The sequence below is a fragment of the Brevundimonas nasdae genome, assembly GCF_019395145.1.
GTDB lineage: Bacteria > Pseudomonadota > Alphaproteobacteria > Caulobacterales > Caulobacteraceae > Brevundimonas > Brevundimonas nasdae.
Map to the genome: position 1 here is coordinate 232,004 of NZ_CP080034.1, position 23,664 is coordinate 255,667.

Here is a 23,664-nt window from a genome sequence, read left to right on the forward strand (position 1 = left end):
GTCGGCCGTGCGCTATCCCGTGCTCTGGGAGCGGACTGAGACGACGCGAGGCGTACGTGACTGGACGTGGCCAGATGTGCGGCTGCAGCGTCTTCGAGAGCTCGGACTTCAGCCAATCGTCGGCCTGATTCATCATGGCTCCGGTCCGGCCTTGGACCAATCTGCTGGACCCGGAATTCGCCAAGGGATTGGCGGAGCACGCGGCACGAACGGCGGAGCGCTATTCTTGGGTCATGGACTGGACGCCAGTCAACGAGCCGCTGACGACCGCCCGGTTCAGCGCGCTGTACGGCCACTGGCACCCTCACCGACGCGACGAACGGGATTTTTGGGTCGCGTTGCTGAACCAGATCGACGCCACGCGGCTGTCGATGCAGGCCATCCGGGCCGTGATCCCGCAGGCTCGCCTGATTCAGACCGAGGACTTCGGCGTAACCTTTGGCACCGAGGTCTGGGCGTCGCAAATCCGGTTCGAAAACGACCGTCGCCTGATGACCTGGGACCTTTTGTTCGGTCGCGTCGTCGAGGGGCATTCATTGTATGACCACCTGTTCAGGTTAAGCCTCGGCGACCGCCTGGATGAGATTGCGAACGACCCGTGTCGGCCCGATGTCATCGGCCTTAACCACTACGTCACGTCCGATCGTTTTCTCGATCACCGCCTGGAGCGCTATCCGCAGGCCTCGCACGGCGGCAACGGATCGCTCGCTTACGCGGATGTCGAGGCGGTGCGCGCCCTGCACGGTGGACAGGGCGGGTGGCGGGAGCGCCTGCGGTCGCTCTGGGACCGGTATGGCGCGACGCTGGCCGTAACGGAGTGCCATCTCGGGGCGGATCCCGCCGATCAGGTGCTGTGGTTCGAAGCCTGTTGGAGGGATGCCCAGACGCTGATCGAGGAGGGTCTCGACATCGAGGCGGTGACCGCTTGGTCGCTGCTGGGCGCGGTGGACTGGGATAGTTTGCTGACGCGCCGCGAGGGTCGATACGAACCCGGCGTGTTCGACGTGTCGACCGGCCAGCCGGTCGCGGGTTTGCTGGCAGAGCGGCTGAGGGCCGTTTCCTGCGAAGGGGCGGGCACCGTCTCGACCCCGGGGGGGGGGGGGTCGCGCGACGACCGACGTTGCTTCTTCCCGGAGGTGGACGACCCACCGCGCGGGTGGGCCGCATGACCCCATCGCCAAGCCGCCCAGTTTGCAAATTCAATCCGCATAATAATGCCTCGGGACGCGCGCCACATTGGGTCGCCTCCCAGGTCGAGTGGGAGTAACGCCTAATGTCGCCTATCGCCGCCGAAGACCGCACCCTGGCCCAGGCCGAAGTCATCGATCTCACCTCGGGGCAGGGGCGCCGCGATCCGGTCGTTTGTTTCTCGCACTTGCGCTGGGACTTCGTGTTTCAGCGCCCGCAGCATCTGATGACCCGGTTCGCCCGAACGCGGCCTGTCATTTATGTCGAGGAAGCGCTGCCGGATGAAGGGTCTATGCCGTGGGTCCAGGTGCGTACCTGTGAGGCCAGCGGCGTTGTCGTGGCGATTCCCCGGCTGCCTGTCGGGCTTTCCGAGAGCGAAGTCACGGCGACGCTCCAGACGCTGATCGCGGGTCTGCTGGCCCAGCGTAAGATCGAGCGGCCGGTCCTCTGGTACTATACGCCGATGATGCTGTTGTTCACCCGCGGGATCGAAGCGGCGGCGGTGGTTTATGACATGGACGAGCTGGCTGACGTGGATGGCAAACTGGTGCCGATGCCGATCAACCGGACGACGTTGAACCTCCTGTACGGTCTCGATTTGCATGACGACGACGCTGCCGAGGCCTGGCTGGCGTCGCGGGCCGAGCCGGTTGAGGTCGTGAAGACCAGCGAGGACGTCGTCGTCTCCGCCGTAGGCCGCGAGCTCTACGAGACCTTTTTCCAAGGCTATACACGCAAGCAGTGGGGGCTTGATCCCTCCGAACTCGACAAGTCGGTGACCGCTCGCGTACCGACGCGCACCAATACCGATGACCGCTATTTCACCGACATCTTCCAGGCCATGCCGCTGGAAGGCTACACTAGAATGTTCGAGCGGATGCTGGATCACGAGAACATCCGCGTTGAGACCGGGCTCGATTATCGCGATATCGTCGATGGGGTGTCGTTTGACAAGCTGGTCTACACAGGGCCGATCGACGAATTCTTCGATCATTGCTACGGGCCGCTGCCCTACCGCTCGCTGCGGTTCCAGCACGAGACGCTGGACAGGCCCTGGTTCCAGTCGGTAGCGACGGTGAACTCGCCCGCCGAAGCGACGCCTTACACGCGGGTGACCGAGTACAAACACCTAACGGGCCAGAGCCACCCGATGACCAGCGTGACCTTCGAGTATCCGACCTCGGAGGGCGACCCCTATTATCCGATCCCGCGCGCGGAAAACCAGGCGCTGTTCAAACGCTATGAGAAACTCGCGCAAGCTAGACCGGACGTCATCTTTTCGGGGCGGTTGGCGACCTACCGATACTATAACATGGACCAGGTTGTCGGCCAGGCGCTCGCCACTTATCGCAAGATGGATCGCATTCAGCCTGTCATAGCGACCGAGCTGCCAGATATCGCGGCCTCCGCCCGTAGTTAAGCGGCCGCAACCATGAGCACCCGCGAGGCCTGCCTGCATTCAGATCCTCGCGGAGACCGTCGGAAGCGAGGTGACGCGATAATGCACGCCGCCCCCTTTCGCCGCTCATGTGGGGCCCATCTGTCAGGCGGCGGTGTCTTGGAGTTGCGTGTCGCGCGACTCATCGCCTGCCGGGCGAACCTTGTGATCGCCGCAGCCGCAGGAGGCTGCGCGCAGCCCGGCCAGGTCCAGGATCTGAACCTTGCCCCGGCCAAATCGGACCAGACCCTTTTCCTGAAGGCGCCCAGCAGCGGCGTTGACGCTGGTTCTCTGTACGCCAAGCATGCCGCCGAAATCGGCCTGGGTCAGGCGCAGCGGAGCGCCATTGGCCCCGCAATACAGTCGGACCAGCCATTTCGCCAATCGCTCCTGAACAAGGTGAGAGGCGTTGCAGGCCGCTTCCGCCGCCAGGTTGCTCAATCGACCCGATGACTGCCGGGCCACCAGACGGGTCAGCCAGTCGCGGCCAAGACTTTCGACAAGGCAAGCGGCCGGGATCCGGCAAAGGGTGGTGTCGATCAGCGCCCTGGCCTCCGGCTGGTCGCCTGTGGGGTCCAGGGCCTGATCCCATCCGTGGACGGATCCGGCGACAATCGTCGCGACGCAGATCCGGTCCCCATGGGGGAAAAGGCCGAGAACCCCGGCCAGGACAAAGGACAGAAAACCCTTTTCGACAAGGGGTTCGCCCGCAGGGATTGACGCCAGACTGCTGTGCGCCTGAGCTGTTGATTGAACGCCAAGCGGAAGCGCCTGGAAAACGGGATGGTCGCTGAGGTCAAGACGCGGGCGATGAATCCCTCCGCCTGTATTGATGAGGCTGATCATAGTTTGCATGTCGGACTCCTCAGCACAGAGTGACGCACCAGGGCTCAAACGCACTTACATGGGTTAGGAAGACAGGCAAGAGCCCGATAATCCCCCTGATGACCGCCCATTCCTCCATTCTGGGTCCGGTATTGTGCAGAGGGAACGTGGCTCCAGGTGCTGAATTTCAGCTCCAGACCAAGGAGGTTCCATGACCCGTTACACAATCTGCTACAGCGCTCACGGCACCGACGTGCTGAGAACTGAATCCGTCACCGCAGAAGAGGCCCATCTGGCGATCGCCCAGGTGCAACGGCGTCTTGGCGCGAGCCAGATTTTTCGAGAAGCCAAGGTATTTGAGGACGGGCAGCTGCGCTTCAATGTTTCGGCGGACCCCAAGGGCGTCGCCGCGATAGGGGCGAGGTAAGGCCGGGCGGTCCGTGGCGGCAGGGCGATCTGGCCGAAACGCGTTACCTGCGGCCCAGGGGCCAGGGTCGCCTCAGGACCAGGCGACCCTGGCCTCGGTCAGAAATGCGCATCCGGGGCGTCCGACCGAAGACAAAATCCAGCACACGACCCAAAAGGCCTTTTGCGCGGCTCAGTCTGTATCCGGCTTTCGACATGAACCTATCCTGCCCCTTTACTGAGGCGCTCCCCACAACATGGGTTAGGAAGTCGTCGATCGGTTCTGATCGCTACGTCTGATCCGGACGACAGCTTAAGCCCAGTTCGCATTCCGCGATCAAAGTGCGGCGTCGGCCCGAGCCTGGGAAGCCTGATCGGACTGTCCCGCGGCAGGTTCTACAGCCTCCTCGGTTTCGCCCGGTGCAGAGGTGAAGACGTAGAAGCCGCGATTGGCCAGCGCGGCCAGAAGTTCATGATCATAGGGACTATCCGACGACACGGGACCTGGCTTTCTTTTGGCCTTTATTCGGCGGGCGTAACGGCGATCACGCGCCCCATGTTGCCAAAGTCCGGTGTGCGACTTTTTGACCTTGAAAGGGCCGTTCAGGTTCAGCGCATGGGCGGGATCGGAACACGCCGGTGATCGGCACGCTGTCTCTGACGGCTTCCTACCAGCCCACATCTCTTGGAGGAATGGACATGAAATTCTACGAGATCCTAGTCGCGGACGTTCAGGGCGCAGAGCGTAGCCTGAAGGTGGCTTCGCCCACTGACGTGCAGGCAGCCGACGCCGCTGCGCCCCTGATGAAACGAGGCGAATTCATTCTTTCGATCCATGAGGCGCCGGATGACGGCCTTCAAAGAACGGACGGGCCGCCCCAAAGACCCAGGCTGAGGAACTCGCCCCAAAAACGCCCGGCATGGCGGCCCGCAGGGATGTAACGTGATGGCGGTGGGCCGGCGGCGTCATCGCGCTATACAGGCTGGGCAGCAGGGGGACACGGGCCTTAAGAGGGGCACGCGGCGCACATGCTGGAAACTGGAACAGAGTTCGACGCGCTTGTGTGGTCACACCAATCCAATCTGGAGTTCATGGCTATGCGCTATGCCCTGACTATGGTCGCCGCCACCGCAGCCCTGATGGCGGCCTGCAGCCCGCAAGGCGGGAATAAAGCCGTCGATAAGGCCCAGGATGCGGTGTCCGCACCGGTCGGCCGGACCTCCGCCGCCACAATGGGGAGCAATATGGTCAGCGCCTATGTGCCCGCGGCGGCCATGGGCGACATGTACGAAATCCAGGCGGCTGACATCGCCCTAGAACGCGCCACCCACACGGACGTCAAGGCGCTCGCCCGGATGATCAAGGCTGATCACACAGCAGCCAGCGCCGACCTGAAGGCCGCAGCGGCGACGGGAGCGCCCGATGTGACCCTGCCTGCGCAACTAGATCAGCGCCGCCAGGGCCTTCTCGACAATCTGAAATCCGCGAGCGCGGCGGACTTCGACAAGGTCTATACTGACCAGCAGGTCGCCGCTCACAAAGAGGCCGTGACCCTGCATCGCGGCTCATCCGACAATACCGACGCCCCCGATCTGGCCCGCCATGCCCAGACTGTTCTGCCCAAGATCGAGGCGCACCTTCAAAAGGCGCAGGACATCCAGGCGGCGATTTCAGGTTGATCGCCATGCCTCCAGGCTGAAGGACTTTGAAGGGCGGATGGCTTTCACCAGGTCACGGTGGCGGCTTCCGCCCGGTCTTAAGCCCTGCAGCCTGGGGCGTCCAGCAAGGACTGAGTCCGTCGCAGGCAGCAGTCTGTATGTCGCGCTTGCGACACAGCGAGGCGGCGGGCCGATGCGGGCGTTTATCGAACGAGGCAGGAGCCGAGAGCGATCAATGCCCTATCTGGTCAGCTACGAAATCAAGAGCCGGGACATCGCGACCTGCGTGTCGGACGACCGGGCCGCCTTGCGGCTCGCGGCGGTCTTTGAGGCCCAAGGGCTGATCGGTGTGACGATCCAGGACGCCAAGAGCGGGGAGGTGTTTTCGCCCCTGGCGTTCCGTCTTCAGTGTGAGGCTGACGGGGCCAGCCAGAGAGCAGACTGACGACGGCAACTGATCCGCGGGGGCGACGGTCAGGAATAGGACAGCTCAGCGCGTTCTGCGCCGTGCCGCGCCACAAGGCTGGCTGGCCGATCTCTTACCCAAACCCTCTCAATCCTGATCGCCTCCCAACCGGCAGGCAGGGTGACCGGCCGACGCGCCCAGTCCTGCGGCGCGCCCTCGTCGACTTCCAGACCGGTCAGGCCGTAGCAGAGGCCCAGCAGCATGCCGCCGAGGTTGGCGAAGAACGGGCCCGCCGCAGGCCCGTCAGCCCTGTCCGCGCGATATTCAAGGCATTGATGGAACCGGGGGCTGTCATAGGCGGTGAAACCTTCTTCGAAGAGTTTAAGCGCAAGCTCGCGATCTCCCGCCATCGTCGCCCAGACGCAATAGAGCGCAGGCAGCATCGGTGATCCCACATAGTCGGGCCAGAGCTTGAGGTAGAAGGCCAGCGTCTTGCGACGCACGGACGGCGAAGCCGGATAGGCATAGGGAAACAGGCCTGCGAGGGGAGAGGGTGTGGCGCCCTTATCTTCACGCACATCATAGTCCTCATGAGCGGCGATGACCCCATCGGCGCGAACCGGCAGGTAAAGCTCGGCCAGCACCGCCCTCCAGGCTTCGGGCACGGCCCGCTGCAACTGTTCGGCGACCCGCACAGCACGCCTTAGGACATCGGACCCCGCCATCAGGGTGAAAGCGTCGTTGTCCGGGGGAGACGGAACCTCTGCCGGACCCATCGAACGGGGCAGTTCATAACCCCTCGCCGTGCGGCTCACGCGACTGACGAACCAGTCGGCGACCCCGCTGAGAACGGGCCAGGCGTCCTCTTCCAGAAACCTCCGGTCGCCGGTGGCGTCGGCAAAGAGGGAGAAAGCGCGGGCGACATGCAGGGAGACATGGTCCTCGTGATGGGCGGCGTCGCCTGCGCCCGGCGTCGCTTCCTGACCGGCCCCAGGCGCGGCTTCCCATGGATACTGCAGCCCCTGACGGTCCGAAAGACGCGCATTGGCCGCCGCCGCCGCGCGCCCACGGCTTCTGAAGTCCAGCATGGCGCGCGCTGCGTCCGGCTGCATCAGAACCAGGGGCGGCAGGCAAAAGGCGTCCACATCCCACATCACATGCCCGTAATAGTAGTGATAGTCGCGCCAGGTCGCGAGACCGAAGATCGAGGTGGAGGCGGGCGAGGCGGGGTGGGCTGAAGCGTTCAGATAATAGAAGGCGGCGTCGATCAGGGCTTGGTGATGATCGCTGGCGCCGACCACGACGATGCGGCCTTTCCAGATATCCGCCCAGGCCAGACGGTTGCAGCGTCTCAAGGCGGTGAAGCCGTCCCGGCCTGCGCGCGCCACACGCCGGACGGCTTCCTCATCGGGCCGCGCATGCAGGGTGGAGGGGACAAGGGCTGCCAGCTGGCGGAAACGCGCTGACCGGCCCGACGCCAGCCGGAGCGTGTATTCCGTACAAAGGGGACCGTCATCGCTCCAGGCCAGAACCTGACGTTGGGAGGCCTTGGGGCCTTCAGTGATGAGGGCGGCACCGCATTGGCTAAGGCCCTCCGACGTCTCCCACAGGAGACTGCCGTCACAGGCGGGTTGGGGCTCGCCCGGCGTGTCCGTGCGCCGATGGGCGATCTGTCCGGTAAGTCCGTCTACGGACGTCAAGGCTCGAAAAATCAGGTCGCACGGCCCCTCTGCCGTCACCCGTACTTCCTGGGCGACGATCGAGGGGGCGGTTCGGCTGGCGAAGGTGATGATCTTCACCGTGAGGCGGTGAGCGCCGACCCGGTAGGTGAAGTCAGAGTGAAGCTCACCCGTGGCGAAGTCATAGGTCTGGGCAAGATCACCGATCGCCCAGGGTTGGTCGCTCATCCAGACTCCGTTGATCGCGAGATCGCCGGCGAGAGGATAGGGTGCGGCGGCAGCGGCTTCGATCCTGCGCTCGGGGTGGGCGCCGACCAGGCCGCTGACCAGCACCATCCCGGCAACGAGCGGAACCTCGCGCACCCGCAAGCCGATCAGGCCGTTGCTGACGTAGGCGGGCAGGTCCCCATCGCGAGGGCCGGAAGCTGTGAGCGGGCGAAGGGGCGGCGCATCGCCGTCGACAGCCGATCCGGGGGGCGGGGCGGAGACTTTCGCCGTTGCTGGCGATTTCACTGTCGGTTTTCCGACTTGGGCTGCGACTGGCCCTGAGGTCGCTCCTCGCCGGCATGATGTTCCATCCGACCGCTTTCGACTTCGGTGCGGGAGAAGACCTCCTCCTGCCCGTCGACAAGCAACTCCTCGGCAGAGTCATTCAAGGCCTAGGCCTCGTCATTCGCGCCCGTTTCCGGGGGTGAGGGAAGCAGATCGGGTCGGTTCTCCTGCACGGAGGAGGAAGCCTCTTTCGGGGTGGTCGTCTCTGATCGGGTCATCTGTCGTCTCCACTGGAAATCCAGCACCACAAGATGAAACATCTCCGATCTGGAAGGTTCAGCCGGGCGGGGTTTGAGGGCATTTCAAGAGTAAATGTCGTCTTCTCGACCCAAGATGTGAAAGGGAACCTGAGAGCGGGACCACAGCTTCCCTCCGCATGTCTCATCCCCTCCAGGAGAAGGACGCCCACTGGCGTCGTCGCGGCCATGGCGCCAGGCCGATCTTCGATCCGGGTCTTTCTGAGCCTGTGATGGCCGAGGCTGGAGCCGACAAATGATGATGATCTCAAAGGTGCAGCCCTAGATGCAGACCTTCATATTCGAGACCGATGCCGGGCCCGGCGATACTCGATTTCGATGGGAGGCGAGCTTGGCCTCCGTTCGAGACGCCCAGGTGGAAGCGGTTCGCACCCTGGGAGAAATGTTGCGGGATGACGGGCCCGAGTTCTGGAAGTCGGAAGAGACGGGGATGACCGTCTTCTCGGCCAATGGCGAAATCCTCTTCAGGCTTCTCCTGAGTTCGGTGGTTTCGCCGACGCTGACAGACCCCACAGCCGACATCACGCGCGACGACCCGGACGCCTGCCGCAAGGCTCTGTGGGAAATGCGGGAGATCGCCGCCGCTGCATCGCTTCAGGACAGTCCCATGACCGATCAGGAGGCGCTCCGCACGCTCACCGCCATAGCGGGCTGGGTGCAGGCCGAGGCGCCGACGGACGGATCGGCTTGCGGGGACGTGGTCGGCTTCGTGACTGACGTGACCGCCGGGGTCGATATTGACGCCCTGGACCGTCATCAGGCGATGGAGCTGTTTCGACAGGTCGAAGACAGGCTGGCTCGCCCGACCTGATCCGGCGTCAGGAGGCTTCGCAGGGCAGCCTGTGTCAGTCGCCTGTGGCGATCCGCAGCTTGCCGCCCGACCCGATGTCGCGTTGCAGATAGGCGGCATCAAAATCGGCCTGACGGACCAACTCGGTCCAATCATGGACCTGGACGCTGCGTCCGGCGAGGGTCACCACGGACCGAAGCGTTTTCAGGGTTCGGTTGACGTGAACAGAGGTCATGCCCGTCGCGTCGGCGATCTGGTTCTGGGTGAGGGGGAAATCGAACGACACCGCCCCAATCTGGCGGACCCCCTGGCGCATCGCCGTTTCACACAGCAGATGAGCGATGCGGCCTGCCGCATCCCGGCGCCCGATGTTTACGACCCACTGCGACAGGATGGCGGCGTCGACCATGCAGTCCCGCCACAGCGCCTCCGCAAGGGCAGGATGCCGGGCCGACGCAGATTGAAGCGCTTGATGAGGGATTTTGAGAATCTTCGTCCGAGAAAGGGCTTGCAGGGCCGATGTCGCCTTCGGCTCCACGACAGACTGCAGATTGGCCATGTCGCCTGGCACATGAAGCGCCGTGATCTGTCGGTCACCCTGGGCGTTCTGACCAAAGCGACCCAGGACACCCGTAACCACAAGGCTGGCGAACTCCGTCATCTCACCCAGAGCGACGTGGTCTGCGTTCGCATCGACCTGGGCTGCATAGGCGGGCAGATTGAGCACGGCCTGCTGTTCATCCAGGCGAAGCCGCGAGCGCAGATTGAGACGGTCCAGGAAGACCTGAAGGTCGGCGCGGTTCTGGTGGGGCAATCGGTCTCTCCGCTGTGCAGCGGGAGCAACAGCCCACGACCGCAGAGGCCTGCAGGCACATCTCGACGGTTTATGGACCATGGGCTTGAGACGAAGCGACCGCACTAACCTATGATAGGAAACGAAATTTCGGGCTCTGACTGTTCAGCTTGAGGGAGACGTCAGAGTGTGGCGGAGCCGATCTGATCGGTAAGCGGGAGCCTGAGCGTGAAGCGCAGACCGTCCTGTTCGAACGCCAGATGAGGTTCGCCGCCCACCTCACGAGGAAGCGCTTTGAAACCGAAGCCGCGTGGTCTTTCTCCGGACGGCAGGGGCGGGCCCCTCTCTTTCCAGGTCAGGAGCAGGATCGCGTTCTGGGCCTGGTTTTTGATGGTCCAGTCGATATGGATGCGACCTTTTTCGCTCCTGAGCGCGCCGTGTTCCAGCGCGTTGACCGCCAGCTCGTGGATCGCTAGGCTCAGCACCTGGGCAGGTCGGGGCAACAGCAGGACCTGCGGACCCGAGAGATGGGCCTGATGGCCCTCCCGGGCGGTATAACGCAGCAGCTCATCGGACAGCAGATCGTGAAGCTGCATCACGCCCGTCACGTCCGCCGCCGCCTGAGCGCGCGCCAAGGCGTCGAGGCGATCTTGCAGATGGGCGACATAGGACGACAGGTCGCGCGGGGTCTCGGCGGTCTTGCGAATGATGACGCGGAGCAGGGCCAGGGTGTCGCGCAGACGATGTCGCAGCTCCCTGGGACCCTCCCTTTGCTCAAGCAGACGACGAAGGCGCAGATTGTCAGCCTCCAGGCGGGCGACATAGCAGGCATCGATCTCGGTCATTGCGCGCTCCACTGGATTTCAGGGGATGACGACGATCTCGCCGTGTCGGCGTGAAGATAGTTGGGGTCGAAAAAGGAGAAATCCCGCAGTTCCGTGAGATCGTGAATGATGAGCTGACGGTTGCGAAGACTAACCAGGCCCCGGCTTCTCATATCCTGAAGGGACCGATTGACGTGCACGGCGGACAGGCCGAGCAGATCCGCCAGCTCCGACTGCGTAAGCAGCAGATCGCATCTCGAATGGTCGCATAGGCCGACAATCTGCTGACGAAGATGCAGTTCGCAAAAGAGGTGTCCGAGCCGTTCGGACGCCGTGCGCCTGCCCAGGCTGACGGTGTGTTCTCGCTCGATGGCGATCGCAACCAGCAAATCCCACCACAGGGCCTGTTCGATCCTTGGGCTGACCCGCGCCGTCGCTCTGATGGCATGCGGCGGAATCTGGGCCAGGGTCACCTGTGTGACGGCGCCTATGGAATGATCGGCGAATGCGGGAAGTATGCCGAACGGCTCAACGAGATCGCCGGGCAGGAGGACTGACAGAATCTGGCGCTGGCCGTTCTCGAGGTCCCTGTATGTGCAGGCCCATCCTTCGAGCACCAGGGTCAGGAACTGGGGGCTGGCGCCCTCGCGCTGGATGTCGCCCCGCGCGTGAACCTGACGAACCCCGCCAGCGAGTGCGTGCAGCAAGGCCTCGTCGCCCTTCTCCAGAAGGGCGCCATGCCTCAGTTTGCGGATGAAGATGTCCAGTGGGTGGTCTCCGGATGGCTTGGGGTGCCTGGAGAAAAAGACAACCAGAACCGGACGGTTCCGCTTCAGGATGAGGTCGCCGCCGTGCGCGCCCCGGCGGCGTGACGGCGTTGATCCGTCTAGAGTCGGGTACCGGTCTCTAGTCCAGCTGTTCGCTGGCCTCAGGGTGTGAACTGGATTGTTCGTGCGAACTGGAAATCCTGTGGGCTGGGGTCCACCGTCGCGTCTTGCATCAGGGCGACGGCCGCCTCTCCAAACCCCAGGCCGGGATGGGTTTCGCCCAGCACGCGGCAGTCCTCCACCCTGCCGTTCGCCCGCGCCGTGCATTCCAGAGTGACGGCGACGCTGAGGCTGGGCGCGGGATGGTTTTCCAGCCGCTCGGCTTCACGCGGCGGGGCCAACACGGTCAGGTCCAGCTTCGGCGATGCGTCCAGCATCAATGCGACGGACAAGGCGATGATGATCATGCTGAAACCCTCCGCGCTCTTAACATTCCAGGCCGCGCCACGTTCCCTCGTCTTGTGGGAGGACGACCGTCCACTTGAGCGGGAACGGCCCCGTGAGGGCCGAGTTGTCTAAACACCCTCAGCCCAAGGAGACGTCATGGCCGATCGCCTGATTTTACAGGATCCGCGCAAGCAGTATCCGAAGCCGCCTTTTCCGAAACAGCCACAGTCCGCGCCGGGCCTTGTCGCGCGGATGGACCCCGCGCCGGACCATGGCGAGACCAGCTACAAGGGTTCCGGCAGGCTGGCCGGTCGCAAGGCGCTCATTACCGGAGGGGACAGCGGCATCGGCCGCGCCGCCGCTATCGCCTATGCGCGGGAGGGGGCGGACGTGGCGATCAGCTACCTGCCCGCTGAAGAAAAGGACGCCGTCGAAGTGATCGCTCTGATCGAAGCCGAAGGCCGCAAGGCGGCGGCCCTGCCGGGCGATGTTTCTGAAGAGGCCTGGTCGCGCGAACTGGTGGCGAAGGCCGTCACGGCCCTGGGCGGACTGGATATTCTGGTCATCAATGCGGGGCGCCAGCAATATCGGGACAGCATCGCCGAGGTGTCGAGCGAAGACTTCGACAAGACGTTGAAGACCAACCTTTATGCCCTGCACTGGATCGCGCAGGCGGCGGTCCCTCATCTGCCGCCGGGCGCCTCAGTGATCACGACGGCCTCAATCCAGGCCTATGAGCCGTCGGCCATCCTGCTGGATTACGCTACGACCAAGGCGGGTATCGTCGCCTACACCAAGGCTCTGGCCAAGCAGTTGATCGACAAGGGCATCCGCGTCAACGCCGTCGCCCCCGGGCCCTTCTGGACCGTGCTGCAGCCGTCGGGCGGTCAACCGGATGAAAAGGTCGAACAGTTCGGCGAGCACAGCGCTTTTGGCCGACCGGGCCAGCCCGTCGAGATCGCCCCCGTCTATGTTCTTCTGGCGTCACAGGAAGGCAGCTACATCACTGGAGAAGTCTATGGCGTGACCGGGGGCGCCGGAATCGCCTGATCCCTGAGGTTGGGGGAGCGGCTGTCAGCCTCCGCCTCGGATATAGGCGATTGCGACGGCGGCCAGCACGGTTACGATCGTAATGCCGATGACGAACATGACCGCAGATATCCTGAAGGCCGCCTTGGCGGGGCGGCTTAAGGGGCGATCATATTCGATGGGAGCCTGACGGGGCGCCTTGGGGGCATTGTCTTCCATAGGGGTGCAACGTCTGCCGGTGAGCGGGGTTCAATCGATCAACTGAGCCCCGCCTCAGTCATCGCGCGGGTCGATCTGAAAACACACGACGCCAGGCGCCGCCTGGAGCTGTTGCGCCAAGGTTTTGAGACAGCGGTCTCGGGTGGTCTGCACGCGCCAGGTTCGACGGATACGGCTTCCCCCATGGGTCAGGTCGATGCGGCCCTGGCGAGCATGGGCGTCCAGCGACAGCAAGGCTTTTTCGATCTCGTCCTCGCAGGTCGCATCCTTGGCCCAACTCACCGCCACATCCACAGTCAGGCGGACAGGAAGTCTGCGCCTGACCAGCCGCAGGCCGATCAGGATGAAGGCGGTGGCCAGCGTCCCCGCCAGACCCAGCGAGAACAGGCCCGCGCCAAAAAGAAGGCCCAGCGCCGAAGTCATCCAAAGCGAGGCTGCCGTCGTCAGTCCGTGGATGGAGAAGCCGGAGCGGAAGATGACGCCGGCGCAGAGGAAGCCGACGCCGGTCAACACGCCATGCGCCATGCGTGTGGGATCGGTGACGATGTTCTCGTCGGGCAGGGCGCGGAAGGCCCAGTCTCCCTGAGACATGGCGGCCAGCATCAGAAGCGCCGAGGCCAGGCTGACCAGAATATGGGTCCGCAACCCGGCGGCGCGCCCCCGCCATTCGCGCTCGAATCCGATCAGACTGCCGGCGGCGATCGCACCCACAATCGGGAGAATGGCGTTCTCGAGGCTCATCATGACAGGGACAACGGCAGGGGGCGCAGCCCGTTCCGGGCGGCAGGCTCCGTGCGGCGCAAGGCCGCCTGCGGGTCACCGTCAGACTTCAAACACCCGATAGGGCGTGTCCCCCAGCGTCTTCAGCACGGGCAGGGCGACGTTATAGACGGGAACCCCCTTGTTGGTCCGGCCTTCAGGCCCGCCGCGATGCGCGTGACCATGTACGACCAGGCTGACATTGTCATAACGGTCGATGGTTTCCGCCAGACGGGACGAGCCGAGAAAGGCATGGATTTCGGGCGGCTCGCCCAACACGGTCTCCACAACTGGGGCGTAATGCAGCAGCACGACGGACCGTTCGGTACGCAGCAGGCGGATGGAGTTTTCGATGGCGTTGGCGTCGTCCACCGCTTCTTGCACGAAATGCTTGATCGAGGCCTCGCCAAAGGAGCTGAGCATGTAACGGCCGAAACCGCCGACGAACCCCTTTCCGCCCGCAAAGCCGACGCCGTTGATCTCAAAGGCATGGCCGGTCAGCATTCTGACGCCGGCGTCCGACAGCATCTGTGTGACCTGCTCGGGCTGGCCGCATTCGTGTTCGTGGTTGCCCAGAACCCCGACGATGGGAATCTTGCACAGCCGCAGGTCCTCCAGCAGCCGTTCGACTTCTGCGGTCTTGCCGTAGTTGGTCAGGTCGCCGCACAGGCACAGGACGTCGGCGTCATCCGATACCCGTTCGAACAGGTCCCGATAGGCGCGGTCAGAGGTTTCGCCGACATGCAGATCGCCGACGGCGGCCACGCGAAGCCGGGCCTTTGGTCCCGGTTCCAGGCCCGGTTGCGGGGTCTGGGGATCGAGCGGTGCTGAGGTCATGGTTCGCTCCTTCAGGGCACAGGATCGTGGCGTTCTTCCAGGCCTTTGCCGACCACGTCTCCAAAGCCCCATTCGGCGACATCGGCCACATAGTCGCGCGGGCTGAACAGACGACCGCGACACACCCTGACGCGTGGCGCCGGCAGATTGATCTGCGCAGTCAGCCTTTCGGTCAGCTCCTCCATCAACCAGCGCGGCACCCGGTCACGTTCGGTCGGATAGGCGAATCGGAAGTTCAGCAGATGCGAGGCCAGCACCTCCCAGTAGAGGTCCATCTGGTCCAGCAGGCTTTTCCAGTCGATGGCGTCCGCCTGTTTGAGGATGACGTGGTTCACGTCGGCGCCGTCGTAACGATATCGGTCCTGAATAAAGACCTTCGACAGGATCAGGGCGGTTGGCGGCGTGATCTGCACCTCCTGCCCGTAGACGGTGATGGTGTCCTGGCTGAACCAGCTGTCCGAGACGGCGATGGTCCCGTTGGACATGGCGAAGATGACGTCGAAGAAATGCTTGTCGTCCTTCCAGACCTTGGCGATCCAGCGTTCATCCTCGACGTCAGTGCGATAGCCCCGCGCCTGGAAGAAGGCGAGGATGCGGGGATAGTCTCCAGGCTTGCAGAAGACGTCCAGATCCTTGGTCGGGCGGCGGATGCCGGTGTAGGCGGTCACGGCGTAGGTGCCGGACAGCAGGAAGGGGATGCCCGATGTCTTCAAAAGCCTGAGGCTCTCCTCGTAGAAGGCCTGGGCGTCGGGCGGTGGTTCGAAACTGGGATCAGGGACCGTGTCTGACATGGCGCGCTCCTGCCGGCGAGGGCAGGGAAACGGTGCGGGCGCGCGCCAGTTCCTCCGGCGTGGCTGTATGCTCGGAAGGGGGCGGGGTTTTCGACCGGCTCAGACCGGGGCGGAATGCAGTCTCAAATAGGTGGGGTTGAACTCCGCGATCTTCTCCAGCGCGGGCTTGTCCAGAAGGCTCACACGGCCCGCGCGCCACTCGACCAATTGGCGGTCACGAAGCTCTTTGAGCACCCGGTTCACATGGACCGCCGACAGGCCGATGCAGTTGGCCAAGTCGTTTTGGGTCAAGGTCAGGCTGAAGCCGGTTTCGTCGGCGAGGCCGACAATCTCCAGTCGGGCCTGAAGTTCGCAAAACAGGTGGGCCATGCGCGGCAAGGCCCCCTGCCGCCCCAGGCGATGAAACCATTCGCGCTGGATCGCCCCGTCAATAGCGGTTTCCAGCCACAGCAGCCGCCCCAGATGGGGATAGTCGTCCAGCAGGTCGACCAGTCGGTTATGGGGCAGGGCGGCTGTGACACAGTCGCTGATGGCGACGACGCCATAATCGATCTGTTTCATGACCAGGCTGTGCAGGTCCAGAAAATCGCCCGCGATGCTAAGCTGGGTTATGGATCGCCCGCCGGCTTCCAGCCCGCTGAGGCGCGCCGCGAGGCCGGAGATCAGCAAGGTCGATGTCTCGGGCCAGATCCCGGGATGCAGGATTTCCGAGCCGGCCAGATAAAGGCGAGGGGAGTCAAGAAGCGCGGTCAGGGCCAATCGTTCGTCCGACGACAGACTGTCACGGCGTTCCAGTTTGGCGATCAGGGCTTGGGCAGGTTTCTGGCCTGGGCCTGTCATCCTTCGCCTCGCAACGTCCTGGCCCCTTTCATCATCAGGTTCTGCATTCGATCTCATGCGCCTCGCCGAAATGCGGGTCGGAAAACGCGATCACAGCCGCGATTCCAGCTGCTTAGCTTGCTCGTAAGCGTCGGAGAATGTGACTTTGTTCCCGGCCGTTCGAGGGGCAGGCGGCGTCGTCTCGTCGCGGCGTTCTGAACCTGCAACCCCTCTTTCGATAAGTCCGCTTTCGAACTTTGCGAACGCGCGCGGGAGCAGAGGATTGGATTTCGATGACCCGCTATCTAGAAAGCCTGCAGCGGCGCAGCTCGGTTCATAATGTTGAAGTCACCGAGGGCGGATTTGTGATCGTCAGGAAGGCGCCGGACTGTCGGGCCTTCGACGGATTGGCGCGTGAGGTGATCAAGAGTGCGGGGCGGGACTATGTTGCCCTGCCTTTTACCGATGGGGCCGTGGGTTATGCCCGCATCATCATCCTGCTTTTCAACTGAGGCCGGGTTTAAACGGCACGCCGACGCAGCACGCCATCCTCGTTTATTGAACCCGGGCCAACCGAGGTTGGCGTGGCACCGCCGAGGTCGGGCCATCACGGGGGACGCCGAGATCTGCATTGGGCCCCGTCATGTTTGTCTGTTTTCTCGACACCCGCACAAGCCGCGTTGCTCATCTTGAGGTCCGGCCGTTTTGCGCATGATGCAGCATGAGGCCGTCGTGAACGCCCGCATCTATGAGGGCGACCGATTGGTTGGTTCAGCGCCTAGTCCCCAGGCTGAGCCCTAGATCTCAAAAGCCGACTCTGGCTGCCCGCTGGCGCTTGTGTCGCCGCTTTAAGAACAGGGTGAGGCCGAACTCTCTATGCGCCACACAGGCCTGCCGCCTACTCTCTGGGCTATCACACTGAGTTTGAAGGGCGCCGTTTCGAGGGCGGATTTTTCCTGCATCAACTCCGACAGGAATTGAACGGCTTCGCTATAGGCGTCTTGGTCGGACGTCGCTGCACCCGCCAAAGGCGTCTCTGATCCGTAGCCCATCACGATGTATTCGTAGGTCGCCATGACGTTCTTCTACGCTTTTCGGCAGTCTTTGGGTGATGATGAAGGGCGCGGCATTGGATGGTGAAGTCCGATTTGTCCTGAGCTGAGCCATTTTTAACCGAGTAGAATCCCTCAAATTCGATCTGCGTCTTTATCCGGAAGCTCATCAGCGGAGGCGGAGACGCTTTTGATCTGTGCGCAGGGCGTCCCGGATGCCGCCTATGACCAGGCTTCGCATACCTCGGAACACACGGCGGTTTCGATCTGTTGACTGTATCGGTCGTGGTACAGGGCCAGCAGGCGATCGTGATCGTGTCTGATCCACTGCAAAGCGCGTCTGTGACGACCACGACGCGATAGCCCAGGTCAACGGCGCCGAGTACGGCGGCCAGAACACAGACATCCGTTTCGCCCCCGGTCACCACCAGAGTATCGACACCCGCGCGGTCAAAGTCTGCGTGCAGCGGGGTGCCGAGCCAGGGGGAGTAAACCCGCTTGTCCAGCACCTGGGCGGGCGGCACGAACCGCGCTAAGGCTGGAACCAGATCGATTTTGGACGGCTCCAGGCGGTCCTGGGTCATGTCCGCCCAGCGTCGCCAATAGCGCCGCCAGGTTCCAGAACAGTCGTCAGCGCGTCTGGCGGGAATGAACCGGGTGAAATAGATCCGGTCCGGCCGGTGCGCGCACAGGGCCTCTATGGTGGGAAGCACCTTGTCCATCCATGGGGTGCGCCAGGCCGTGTCTTCGGCGAACAACCGCTGCATGTCTATGCAGAGATGGACCGCCGAAGACGGGATGGGGGAGTGAAGCCCTGCGCCCATCCCGGATCAGCCGCCGGGCTTGTCCGAACCCTGGGCCTTGGGATTGGCGCGGGCGTCGGCGAGGGCGGTCAGGCTCTCATCGGTGCGGGCTTCTTCTTGCAGGGTTTCATCCAGCAAATCCGCCGCTGCATCCAGACCCAGCACCAGAGCCCAACGCTTCAGCGTGCCGTAGCGGGTGATTTCATAATGTTCGACGGCTTGGGCTGCGGCGATCAGGCCTGCATCAAGGGCGTCTGCGCCCTTGTATTCCTCAAGGATCTCATCGCCCTCCGCGAGAATGCCTTCGATCGCCTCGCAGGTCTTGCCCATGGGGCGCTTGCCCAGGATTTCGAAGACCTGCTGGAGACGTTCGATCTGGCCCTGTGTTTCCTCGCGGTGTTTCTCGAAGGCGGCCTTCAACTCGGGGGACTGGGCGCCACGAGCCATGCGCGGCAAGGCCTTCAGGATTTTGCGCTCCGCGTAATAGATGTCCTTCAACGTATCGTAGAACAGGTTGTCGAGGGTTTTCTCGGTCATGTGAAACTCCGTCTGATGGACTGCAAAAACCCAAGGCGACGGTTCGATGTTCCGACTGTCGGACAGGCGACTCTCGGCAAAGGCCTGAAGACGAAGCCGACCGTCTCAAGCTCCTGCGTCGGGCTTTCTCTTGAAGGTCTCGCCGATGACGCCTGCATCTGGCCCGTCCGGTCCTGCGGCCTGCCTGGCCTTCCTGCCGGTTTTTACAATCTCTGCATCAGGTGTCGTGGCGTCGGGCCGACCGCCAGGGATGGCGCCGTTCTTTTCCCGACCTCGGGTCTGTTTTCGGTCGTTCATGGTTGAATTCGCCTATGTCTATGGAAGTCCTGCTTCGGCGGCCGAAGTCGTCGGCAACTGCGCCGGGAGGGGTCCTGTAGGACGCGCCGGCGGGCAAGTTCAGCAAGGGACGACCGCCAGCCCTCAGGCTGGCGGTCGATTTTGGATCAGCGGTAAAGCCCGCGCTCACGGGTGATGTCGTCGGTCGAATAGGGAGCGGCTTGCGGATCGAAACCGGACCAGCCCGCGTCACGATAGGCCTGGCCCCGAACCGCAGCATCGAAGCCGCGTTGGCCATCCAGAATTGCGCCGATGGCGCCTTCATCATCGGTTTCCGCCTTGACGCTGACGAGGGTTCCGCCTCGACGCACGCCTTCGGCATAGACGTTCGCCTCCTCGTCGCTGTGGCCCGCTTCCTTGAGTGCGCCAAGCAGGCCGCCTGCCGCGCCACCGGCGGCGGCGCCGACCACGGCGCCGATCGCTGTCGAGGCCAGCCAACCCGCCGCCACGACCGGACCAAGACCCGGAATGGCCAGCATGCCCAGACCAGCCAAAACACCCGCACCTGCGCCGACGGCGCCGCCGGTCGCCGCGCCCTTGCCTGCACCGGTGGCGACGCTGCTGTCGCGATTATCGTGGTCGGACAGAGGGCCGTCTGCGGCGTTGTCAGGGTGGGAATGCCCATCGTGCCAGTTGTCGGCATTGTTCGAGACGAGGCTGATCTTGTCCGATGAAATGCCTGCCGCCTCAAGGTCGCTGACGGCGTTGAGGGCTTCGTGGTGGCTGTCGAAAAGTCGTGTGACGGTCGCCATGGGACGTCTCCTGAAGTTATGAAATTGAGGTGAGGCGGTCGCAGCCCTAGCGGGCGGTCACGACGCCTTTGTAATCGACCGAAACGGTCGCGCTCTCGCCGTTGCGGACGCCCGTCGCGGACCAGACGCCCTGCGTGTCCTGGCTCAAGGGGCCGACGTCGGCGTAGCCCGCCTTTTCGATCGCGCTGCGAGCCTGGTTCTCGGTGAAGGAGCTCGCGCCCGGCGTGAGTGTGTTTGCTGGCGCGCTTTCGTCGGAACGGATGGCCGAGTTCATCGGCGCCTCGGCCGTCGACACCGCAGGGCCTTCAACAGGCGCTTCAGCTTCATGCCGGTTGCCGCAGGCCGCCAACAGACCTGAGATCGCCAACAGGGTGAGACTGGTTCTGATCATGTGTTTTCCTTTCGCGATGAGAAAAGGAAAACACCGGCAAGGGCCGCCGTTCCGTGTGTCCAGTCGGACACTTGGGGAACCTTCGTCGTCGATGTGCCGACGAGATCGCTCCATAGACGCCACTCGCTCACGGATTTCGCGTCGAAGCGTTCGCTGACGAGGAGGTCGATCAGGCCGACGGCGGCGGAGCGGGGCCCGATGTGATTGTCGAACGGACGCGGGCCCGCCTTCCAGCCCATAGCGGATCAGCGGCGATCGGCGGGAGCGCACTCGCAGCGTTGCGCAGCCGTATGGGATCGGCGAAGGACGGAGATGCTTTTGAGAGTTCGCTTTTGTCGGGTTGTTGTGGCGGTCGTCTTGGCCGCCGCGTCGGGGGCTTCTGTTCAGGCGCAAGGAACTGAGCGGCGGTTCGAGATTCCGAGCCAGCCCCTGGCGCAGGCGCTTTCAGAGTTTGCTGGGCAGACCGGGCTGCAGATGTTGTACGACGCGCCCTTGGCTGCGGGGCGACAGTCGGCGCCGGTGTCCGGGACCATGAGCCCGCGTTCAGGGCTGGCGTTGATGCTTCAGGGGACGGGGCTGTCGGCGCGGTTCACCAGTGCGGGGGCGGTCGTAATCTATGCTTCGACGACCTCGACGGTGACGCTGAATCCGCTGACGGCGGTGGCGGCGCCGATGGTGGGGCGCAGTCAGACCGATCCTGTCTTCATCGCCTATGCTGATACCGTGCGGCGAACGGTGTCGGAGGCGGTGCGCGCAGATGATGCGCTGACAGATGCGGGCTATCGGTTGAGCATTCGTCTGTGGGTGGCAGCGAATGGCGCACCGGATCGGGCGGAGATCCTGGGCGGTTCAGGGGATGCATCGCGAGATGCGCGGTTTGTCGAACGCACGCGTGCGACGATGCTGCCGCCGCCGCCGGAACAGTTGCCACAGCCTATGCGGATCGAGTTTTCGGTGCGTGCGCGAAACTGACGCCATCGATGTCACTGTTCTGTCGCCGTCGCCGCGCTAGAGGGCCAATCGGTCCACGGCAAGCGAGACCGATTCCGCGCAATGGCGAAACAGTGGTTGATAGGCAGTCTGATCTCTGCGGCCCTGCACGGCGGCATGGCGGCGGCAATTCTGGTGTCTGCACCGCCTGTCATGTCCGGCGCCCAGACCGAGCCTGAACCCGCCATCATGGTGGATCTGTTTCGACCCGGCGATATGGCTTCGGGAGGCGCGCCTGCGAAAGCCGAGCGGAAACCTGATGTGTCTGCTGCAAGCAATGCGGCGGTTTCCAGCATCACGCCGTCCTCAAAATCCTCTGCGGAGAAGGGTGCTGGCGCGTCATTGGCGAGTGGAGAGCCGATTTCGGCCTCGCCCAGTCCGGCGGCGCTGTCTGACTATTATCGCAGGCTGGAGACGCATCTGGCGCGGTTCCACACCTATCCGGTGCTGGAGCGAAGGCGGCCGCAGGGGCTGGCTCGGGTCGGGCTGATCGTCAATCGCGACGGTCATGTTCTGGACGCCTGGATCGAGAGCAGTTCGGGTTCGCGGGAGTTGGATGAGGCCGCCTTGCAGACCGTGCGCCGGTCCGATCCCTTGCCCTCGTTGCCCGGCAATCTGCCGGGCTCCATCGATCTGATCGTGCCGTTGAACTTCGACGCCGGTCTTCGAGTTGCGTCATAGGCCAGGCGTGACCGACACCAGCCAGATGCGACTGCGTGGGCACCTTGTGACCCACTATGACAGCCTGTTGTCGCGCGTGGCTGCGCGACTTGGGTCCAGAGAGCGCGCGCGCGACGCCCTGCAGGACGCCTTTGTCAAACTGTCCGGCGATGGGGTGCTGGAGGAAGTGCGGCACCCGACGACCTATCTGTTTCGCATGGCGCTGAACATCGCCGCAAACAGCCGCCGCAAGGACAGTCGGTTGCTGGGGTTCGACGAGGTGGCCAGTCTTCTGGACGTGCCGGACGATGCAGCGGACCCTTCGCGTGTGCTTGAGGCGCGCTCTGAGGTTCAGATCGTCGAACAGGTCATGGCCGCGATGTCGCCGCGCCGTTTCGAGATTTGTTCAGCGGCCTGGCTGGAGGGAGAAAGCACGCTGGACATCGCTCAGAAGCGCAAGATGCCGTTACGCACTGTCCAGCACGAATTGCGTCAAGCGTCGCTCGAGATTCAGAAGGCGTTGGCGCGTCCGAAGATTGTGAACTTGCGCCAATCCGGATCTGGCGTGTCATGACTGAGAGGGGACGCGAAATAGGCCAGCAGGATGCAGACGCCCGGATGATCGAAGACGGCCTCGCAGAAGAAGCACGCGCCTGGGTGACCTTGCTTCAGTCGGGCGAGGCGACGCAGGCGGATGCGCGTGCGCTGGCCGGTTGGCGCATGACGTCGCTGGAGCATGAGCGGGCCTTCGTGCTGGCGGCGCGTGCGCACCAGATCACACGTGAAGCCATTCGCAGCCTGAAGGGCGAACGGGCGCCGCGCGTTGAACGAACTGTCGGCAGGGCGCCGGTCAACCGACGTGTTCTAATCGGCGGTGGTGCGGCGCTGGCCGCGGGTCTGGCGACAATCGCCGTCTTGCGTCCCGACACCTTTACGTCCGGCCGCATGGAGGAAATCCAGACGGTGAAGGGCGAACGGCGCACCGTCGACATGGGGCACGGCGTCAGCGTCGAACTGAACACCCTGTCGCGGGTCGCTTTGCGCGATGATCTGGGGCAGGGCGGATTTGAGCTGTTGCGCGGCGAGGCGCTGGTGTCGATCGCCTCATCGGCCAACCCGGTTCAAATCATGGCGGGGGCGGCCCGGATCATCGCGGGCGGGGCGCGTCTGGGGCTGCGCAATCTGTCGGGTGACCTTTCGGCCGTCTGTCTGGAGGGGCAGGCGCGTGTCCTGTTGAAGGGGCGCGAAGCGCTGCTTTCAGCGGGTCAGAAAGTCGTCTGGAGCGCGGGTGAACTGGGCGCGGTGACGCAACTTGCGCAGGCGGCCGGCAGCGAATGGTGGCGCGGCGTCCTGGTGTTCAATAACGCGCGTCTGGGCGATGTGATCGGCGAACTGAACCGTTATCGCGAGGGACGGATCGTCGTCGCCAACCCCGCCATCGCAGACCGGCGCATCAGCGGCGCCTTCTATATCAACCGACTGGACCAAGTGGTTGAGCAACTGCGTCTGGCCTATGGCGTAAAGATCGTCCGTATGCCGGGTAATATCCTGATCGTGTCCTGATTAGGTGCGCCGCGGCGCCGAATAATGTCGTGAAAACTTCACCTTAAATCTTTGCGCGGGTCGTGGCCCGCTGTGTCTCTCCCCTGACGACCAGTA

32 protein-coding genes are annotated in these 23,664 nt (G+C 63.7%); 13 read left to right on the forward strand and 19 right to left on the reverse strand.

The features are described 5' to 3' along the window. Nucleotides 1-134 precede the first annotated feature (134 nt). On the forward strand, nucleotides 135-1,169 hold the full coding sequence (locus tag KWG56_RS01195; RefSeq protein WP_219353406.1) for a glycoside hydrolase family 1 protein: 1,035 nt from the start codon (nucleotides 135-137) through the stop codon (nucleotides 1,167-1,169). A gap of 104 nt (nucleotides 1,170-1,273) precedes the next feature. Further along, nucleotides 1,274-2,608, forward strand: a complete 1,335-nt coding sequence (locus KWG56_RS01200) for a UDP-galactopyranose mutase (protein ID WP_244999590.1) — start codon at nucleotides 1,274-1,276, stop codon at nucleotides 2,606-2,608. 123 nt (nucleotides 2,609-2,731) lie between these two features. Here the strand turns inward: KWG56_RS01200 and KWG56_RS01205 are convergent, their stop codons facing one another. Then, entirely contained in the window at nucleotides 2,732-3,481 is a 750-nt protein-coding gene (locus KWG56_RS01205) for a Crp/Fnr family transcriptional regulator (protein ID WP_219353407.1), read from the reverse strand. Between the two features lie 181 nt (nucleotides 3,482-3,662). Between KWG56_RS01205 and KWG56_RS01210 the strand changes: the two genes are divergently transcribed. Then, complete coding sequence (locus KWG56_RS01210; RefSeq protein WP_219353408.1) at nucleotides 3,663-3,878, forward strand: hypothetical protein; 216 nt, start codon at nucleotides 3,663-3,665, stop codon at nucleotides 3,876-3,878. A 315-nt stretch (nucleotides 3,879-4,193) separates the two neighbouring features. Here the strand turns inward: KWG56_RS01210 and KWG56_RS01215 are convergent, their stop codons facing one another. Next, nucleotides 4,194-4,355, reverse strand: coding sequence for a hypothetical protein (locus tag KWG56_RS01215; protein WP_219353409.1), 162 nt, complete (start codon nucleotides 4,353-4,355; stop codon nucleotides 4,194-4,196). Nucleotides 4,356-4,948: 593 nt separating this feature from the next. Here KWG56_RS01215 and KWG56_RS01220 point away from each other — a divergent pair. Together KWG56_RS01220 and KWG56_RS01225 are read left to right on the forward strand one after the other, a co-directional pair. Next, complete coding sequence (locus KWG56_RS01220; protein ID WP_219353410.1) at nucleotides 4,949-5,536, forward strand: DUF4142 domain-containing protein; 588 nt, start codon at nucleotides 4,949-4,951, stop codon at nucleotides 5,534-5,536. Between the two features lie 214 nt (nucleotides 5,537-5,750). Then, nucleotides 5,751-5,960 (forward strand): hypothetical protein, encoded by a 210-nt coding sequence (locus KWG56_RS01225; RefSeq protein WP_219353411.1) that lies wholly within the window; start codon nucleotides 5,751-5,753, stop codon nucleotides 5,958-5,960. 29 nt (nucleotides 5,961-5,989) lie between these two features. On the opposite strand, the gene KWG56_RS01230 is transcribed toward KWG56_RS01225, so the two are convergent. Both KWG56_RS01230 and KWG56_RS01235 read right to left on the reverse strand, forming a co-directional pair. Beyond that, complete coding sequence (locus tag KWG56_RS01230) at nucleotides 5,990-8,113, reverse strand: glycoside hydrolase family 65 protein (protein ID WP_219353412.1); 2,124 nt, start codon at nucleotides 8,111-8,113, stop codon at nucleotides 5,990-5,992. After that, on the reverse strand, nucleotides 8,110-8,256 hold the full coding sequence (locus KWG56_RS01235; RefSeq protein WP_219353413.1) for a hypothetical protein: 147 nt from the start codon (nucleotides 8,254-8,256) through the stop codon (nucleotides 8,110-8,112). The genes KWG56_RS01230 and KWG56_RS01235 overlap by 4 nt, the downstream gene beginning before the upstream one ends. 418 nt (nucleotides 8,257-8,674) lie before the next feature. Between KWG56_RS01235 and KWG56_RS01240 the strand changes: the two genes are divergently transcribed. Further along, complete coding sequence (locus tag KWG56_RS01240; RefSeq protein ID WP_425331936.1) at nucleotides 8,675-9,220, forward strand: DUF6894 family protein; 546 nt, start codon at nucleotides 8,675-8,677, stop codon at nucleotides 9,218-9,220. A gap of 34 nt (nucleotides 9,221-9,254) precedes the next feature. On the opposite strand, the gene KWG56_RS01245 is transcribed toward KWG56_RS01240, so the two are convergent. The 3 genes from KWG56_RS01245 to KWG56_RS01255 all read right to left on the reverse strand — a co-directional run bounded on the left by KWG56_RS01245 (nucleotide 9,255) and on the right by KWG56_RS01255 (nucleotide 11,523). Continuing rightward, nucleotides 9,255-10,013: a Crp/Fnr family transcriptional regulator gene (locus KWG56_RS01245; RefSeq protein ID WP_219353415.1), complete on the reverse strand. Its 759-nt coding sequence runs from the start codon at nucleotides 10,011-10,013 to the stop codon at nucleotides 9,255-9,257. Between the two features lie 161 nt (nucleotides 10,014-10,174). Beyond that, nucleotides 10,175-10,837, reverse strand: a complete 663-nt coding sequence (locus tag KWG56_RS01250) for an HWE histidine kinase domain-containing protein (RefSeq protein WP_219353416.1) — start codon at nucleotides 10,835-10,837, stop codon at nucleotides 10,175-10,177. Continuing rightward, nucleotides 10,834-11,523 carry a Crp/Fnr family transcriptional regulator gene (locus tag KWG56_RS01255; protein ID WP_219353417.1) on the reverse strand — a complete coding sequence of 230 codons (690 nt, stop codon included), beginning with the start codon at nucleotides 11,521-11,523 and terminating at the stop codon, nucleotides 10,834-10,836. Before KWG56_RS01255 ends, KWG56_RS01250 begins: the two co-directional genes overlap by 4 nt. Here KWG56_RS01255 and KWG56_RS01260 point away from each other — a divergent pair. Beyond that, a complete protein-coding gene (locus KWG56_RS01260) occupies nucleotides 11,485-11,688 on the forward strand; it encodes a hypothetical protein (RefSeq protein WP_219355416.1) in 204 nt (67 codons plus the stop codon). The genes KWG56_RS01255 and KWG56_RS01260 overlap by 39 nt on opposite strands. Nucleotides 11,689-11,744: 56 nt before the next feature. On the opposite strand, the gene KWG56_RS01265 is transcribed toward KWG56_RS01260, so the two are convergent. After that, complete coding sequence (locus KWG56_RS01265) at nucleotides 11,745-12,050, reverse strand: energy transducer TonB family protein (RefSeq protein WP_219353418.1); 306 nt, start codon at nucleotides 12,048-12,050, stop codon at nucleotides 11,745-11,747. Between the two features lie 136 nt (nucleotides 12,051-12,186). Between KWG56_RS01265 and KWG56_RS01270 the strand changes: the two genes are divergently transcribed. Beyond that, entirely contained in the window at nucleotides 12,187-13,080 is an 894-nt protein-coding gene (locus tag KWG56_RS01270; protein ID WP_219353419.1) for an SDR family oxidoreductase, read from the forward strand. A 24-nt stretch (nucleotides 13,081-13,104) separates the two neighbouring features. On the opposite strand, the gene KWG56_RS01275 is transcribed toward KWG56_RS01270, so the two are convergent. The 5 genes from KWG56_RS01275 to KWG56_RS01295 form a co-directional block, all read right to left on the reverse strand. Continuing rightward, nucleotides 13,105-13,278 (reverse strand): hypothetical protein, encoded by a 174-nt coding sequence (locus tag KWG56_RS01275; protein ID WP_219353420.1) that lies wholly within the window; start codon nucleotides 13,276-13,278, stop codon nucleotides 13,105-13,107. A gap of 54 nt (nucleotides 13,279-13,332) precedes the next feature. Continuing rightward, nucleotides 13,333-14,022: an MgtC/SapB family protein gene (locus KWG56_RS01280; RefSeq protein WP_219353421.1), complete on the reverse strand. Its 690-nt coding sequence runs from the start codon at nucleotides 14,020-14,022 to the stop codon at nucleotides 13,333-13,335. A gap of 78 nt (nucleotides 14,023-14,100) precedes the next feature. Next, a complete protein-coding gene (locus KWG56_RS01285) occupies nucleotides 14,101-14,874 on the reverse strand; it encodes a metallophosphoesterase family protein (RefSeq protein ID WP_219353422.1) in 774 nt (257 codons plus the stop codon). A gap of 11 nt (nucleotides 14,875-14,885) precedes the next feature. Then, nucleotides 14,886-15,665, reverse strand: a complete 780-nt coding sequence (locus tag KWG56_RS01290) for a nucleotidyltransferase family protein (RefSeq protein ID WP_219353423.1) — start codon at nucleotides 15,663-15,665, stop codon at nucleotides 14,886-14,888. 99 nt (nucleotides 15,666-15,764) lie between these two features. Beyond that, the gene (locus KWG56_RS01295) at nucleotides 15,765-16,505 is read right to left on the reverse strand and encodes a Crp/Fnr family transcriptional regulator (RefSeq protein ID WP_219353424.1); all 741 of its coding nucleotides are present in this window, start codon (nucleotides 16,503-16,505) and stop codon (nucleotides 15,765-15,767) included. Nucleotides 16,506-16,777: 272 nt separating this feature from the next. Between KWG56_RS01295 and KWG56_RS01300 the strand changes: the two genes are divergently transcribed. After that, entirely contained in the window at nucleotides 16,778-16,996 is a 219-nt protein-coding gene (locus tag KWG56_RS01300) for a hypothetical protein (RefSeq protein ID WP_219353425.1), read from the forward strand. 336 nt (nucleotides 16,997-17,332) lie between these two features. Here KWG56_RS01300 and KWG56_RS01305 read toward each other — a convergent pair whose 3' ends face one another. The 6 genes from KWG56_RS01305 to KWG56_RS01330 form a co-directional block, all read right to left on the reverse strand. Continuing rightward, nucleotides 17,333-17,560: a hypothetical protein gene (locus KWG56_RS01305; protein ID WP_219353426.1), complete on the reverse strand. Its 228-nt coding sequence runs from the start codon at nucleotides 17,558-17,560 to the stop codon at nucleotides 17,333-17,335. Then, nucleotides 17,536-18,294 (reverse strand): cysteine hydrolase family protein, encoded by a 759-nt coding sequence (locus tag KWG56_RS01310; protein ID WP_244999592.1) that lies wholly within the window; start codon nucleotides 18,292-18,294, stop codon nucleotides 17,536-17,538. The genes KWG56_RS01305 and KWG56_RS01310 overlap by 25 nt, the downstream gene beginning before the upstream one ends. 72 nt (nucleotides 18,295-18,366) lie before the next feature. Then, on the reverse strand, nucleotides 18,367-18,876 hold the full coding sequence (locus KWG56_RS01315) for a YciE/YciF ferroxidase family protein (RefSeq protein ID WP_219353427.1): 510 nt from the start codon (nucleotides 18,874-18,876) through the stop codon (nucleotides 18,367-18,369). Between the two features lie 443 nt (nucleotides 18,877-19,319). Then, nucleotides 19,320-19,964, reverse strand: a complete 645-nt coding sequence (locus KWG56_RS01320; protein ID WP_219353428.1) for a hypothetical protein — start codon at nucleotides 19,962-19,964, stop codon at nucleotides 19,320-19,322. A 46-nt stretch (nucleotides 19,965-20,010) separates the two neighbouring features. Next, on the reverse strand, nucleotides 20,011-20,355 hold the full coding sequence (locus KWG56_RS01325) for a hypothetical protein (RefSeq protein WP_219353429.1): 345 nt from the start codon (nucleotides 20,353-20,355) through the stop codon (nucleotides 20,011-20,013). Then, nucleotides 20,352-20,594: a hypothetical protein gene (locus KWG56_RS01330; RefSeq protein WP_219353430.1), complete on the reverse strand. Its 243-nt coding sequence runs from the start codon at nucleotides 20,592-20,594 to the stop codon at nucleotides 20,352-20,354. Before KWG56_RS01330 ends, KWG56_RS01325 begins: the two co-directional genes overlap by 4 nt. Nucleotides 20,595-20,712: 118 nt before the next feature. Between KWG56_RS01330 and KWG56_RS01335 the strand changes: the two genes are divergently transcribed. The 4 genes from KWG56_RS01335 to KWG56_RS01350 all read left to right on the forward strand — a co-directional run bounded on the left by KWG56_RS01335 (nucleotide 20,713) and on the right by KWG56_RS01350 (nucleotide 23,568). Then, nucleotides 20,713-21,327 carry an STN domain-containing protein gene (locus tag KWG56_RS01335; protein ID WP_219353431.1) on the forward strand — a complete coding sequence of 205 codons (615 nt, stop codon included), beginning with the start codon at nucleotides 20,713-20,715 and terminating at the stop codon, nucleotides 21,325-21,327. 96 nt (nucleotides 21,328-21,423) lie between these two features. Continuing rightward, nucleotides 21,424-22,026, forward strand: a complete 603-nt coding sequence (locus KWG56_RS01340; protein WP_219353432.1) for an energy transducer TonB family protein — start codon at nucleotides 21,424-21,426, stop codon at nucleotides 22,024-22,026. A 7-nt stretch (nucleotides 22,027-22,033) separates the two neighbouring features. Continuing rightward, complete coding sequence (locus tag KWG56_RS01345; RefSeq protein ID WP_219353433.1) at nucleotides 22,034-22,579, forward strand: RNA polymerase sigma factor; 546 nt, start codon at nucleotides 22,034-22,036, stop codon at nucleotides 22,577-22,579. After that, a complete protein-coding gene (locus KWG56_RS01350; RefSeq protein ID WP_219353434.1) occupies nucleotides 22,576-23,568 on the forward strand; it encodes a FecR family protein in 993 nt (330 codons plus the stop codon). Before KWG56_RS01345 ends, KWG56_RS01350 begins: the two co-directional genes overlap by 4 nt. Nucleotides 23,569-23,664: the final 96 nt, after the last annotated feature.

Excerpts from the sequence above, each read along its gene's own strand:
- KWG56_RS01265 (WP_219353418.1), bottom strand. The coding sequence starts at position 12,050 with ATGATCATCATCGCCTTGTCCGTCGCATTGATGCTGGACGCATCGCCG.
- KWG56_RS01280 (WP_219353421.1), bottom strand. The coding sequence starts at position 14,022 with ATGATGAGCCTCGAGAACGCCATTCTCCCGATTGTGGGTGCGATCGCC.
- KWG56_RS01315 (WP_219353427.1), bottom strand. The coding sequence starts at position 18,876 with ATGACCGAGAAAACCCTCGACAACCTGTTCTACGATACGTTGAAGGAC.
- KWG56_RS01195 (WP_219353406.1), top strand. The coding sequence starts at position 135 with ATGGCTCCGGTCCGGCCTTGGACCAATCTGCTGGACCCGGAATTCGCC.
- KWG56_RS01330 (WP_219353430.1), bottom strand. The coding sequence starts at position 20,594 with ATGGGCTGGAAGGCGGGCCCGCGTCCGTTCGACAATCACATCGGGCCC.
- KWG56_RS01250 (WP_219353416.1), bottom strand. The coding sequence starts at position 10,837 with ATGACCGAGATCGATGCCTGCTATGTCGCCCGCCTGGAGGCTGACAAT.
- KWG56_RS01290 (WP_219353423.1), bottom strand. The coding sequence starts at position 15,665 with ATGTCAGACACGGTCCCTGATCCCAGTTTCGAACCACCGCCCGACGCC.
- KWG56_RS01320 (WP_219353428.1), bottom strand. The coding sequence starts at position 19,964 with ATGGCGACCGTCACACGACTTTTCGACAGCCACCACGAAGCCCTCAAC.
- KWG56_RS01305 (WP_219353426.1), bottom strand. The coding sequence starts at position 17,560 with ATGGCGACCTACGAATACATCGTGATGGGCTACGGATCAGAGACGCCT.
- KWG56_RS01240 (WP_425331936.1), top strand. The coding sequence starts at position 8,675 with ATGCAGACCTTCATATTCGAGACCGATGCCGGGCCCGGCGATACTCGA.
- KWG56_RS01295 (WP_219353424.1), bottom strand. The coding sequence starts at position 16,505 with ATGACAGGCCCAGGCCAGAAACCTGCCCAAGCCCTGATCGCCAAACTG.
- KWG56_RS01325 (WP_219353429.1), bottom strand. The coding sequence starts at position 20,355 with ATGATCAGAACCAGTCTCACCCTGTTGGCGATCTCAGGTCTGTTGGCG.
- KWG56_RS01270 (WP_219353419.1), top strand. The coding sequence starts at position 12,187 with ATGGCCGATCGCCTGATTTTACAGGATCCGCGCAAGCAGTATCCGAAG.
- KWG56_RS01205 (WP_219353407.1), bottom strand. The coding sequence starts at position 3,481 with ATGCAAACTATGATCAGCCTCATCAATACAGGCGGAGGGATTCATCGC.
- KWG56_RS01300 (WP_219353425.1), top strand. The coding sequence starts at position 16,778 with ATGACCCGCTATCTAGAAAGCCTGCAGCGGCGCAGCTCGGTTCATAAT.
- KWG56_RS01210 (WP_219353408.1), top strand. The coding sequence starts at position 3,663 with ATGACCCGTTACACAATCTGCTACAGCGCTCACGGCACCGACGTGCTG.
- KWG56_RS01220 (WP_219353410.1), top strand. The coding sequence starts at position 4,949 with ATGGCTATGCGCTATGCCCTGACTATGGTCGCCGCCACCGCAGCCCTG.
- KWG56_RS01285 (WP_219353422.1), bottom strand. The coding sequence starts at position 14,874 with ATGACCTCAGCACCGCTCGATCCCCAGACCCCGCAACCGGGCCTGGAA.
- KWG56_RS01200 (WP_244999590.1), top strand. The coding sequence starts at position 1,274 with ATGTCGCCTATCGCCGCCGAAGACCGCACCCTGGCCCAGGCCGAAGTC.
- KWG56_RS01275 (WP_219353420.1), bottom strand. The coding sequence starts at position 13,278 with ATGGAAGACAATGCCCCCAAGGCGCCCCGTCAGGCTCCCATCGAATAT.
- KWG56_RS01225 (WP_219353411.1), top strand. The coding sequence starts at position 5,751 with ATGCCCTATCTGGTCAGCTACGAAATCAAGAGCCGGGACATCGCGACC.
- KWG56_RS01350 (WP_219353434.1), top strand. The coding sequence starts at position 22,576 with ATGACTGAGAGGGGACGCGAAATAGGCCAGCAGGATGCAGACGCCCGG.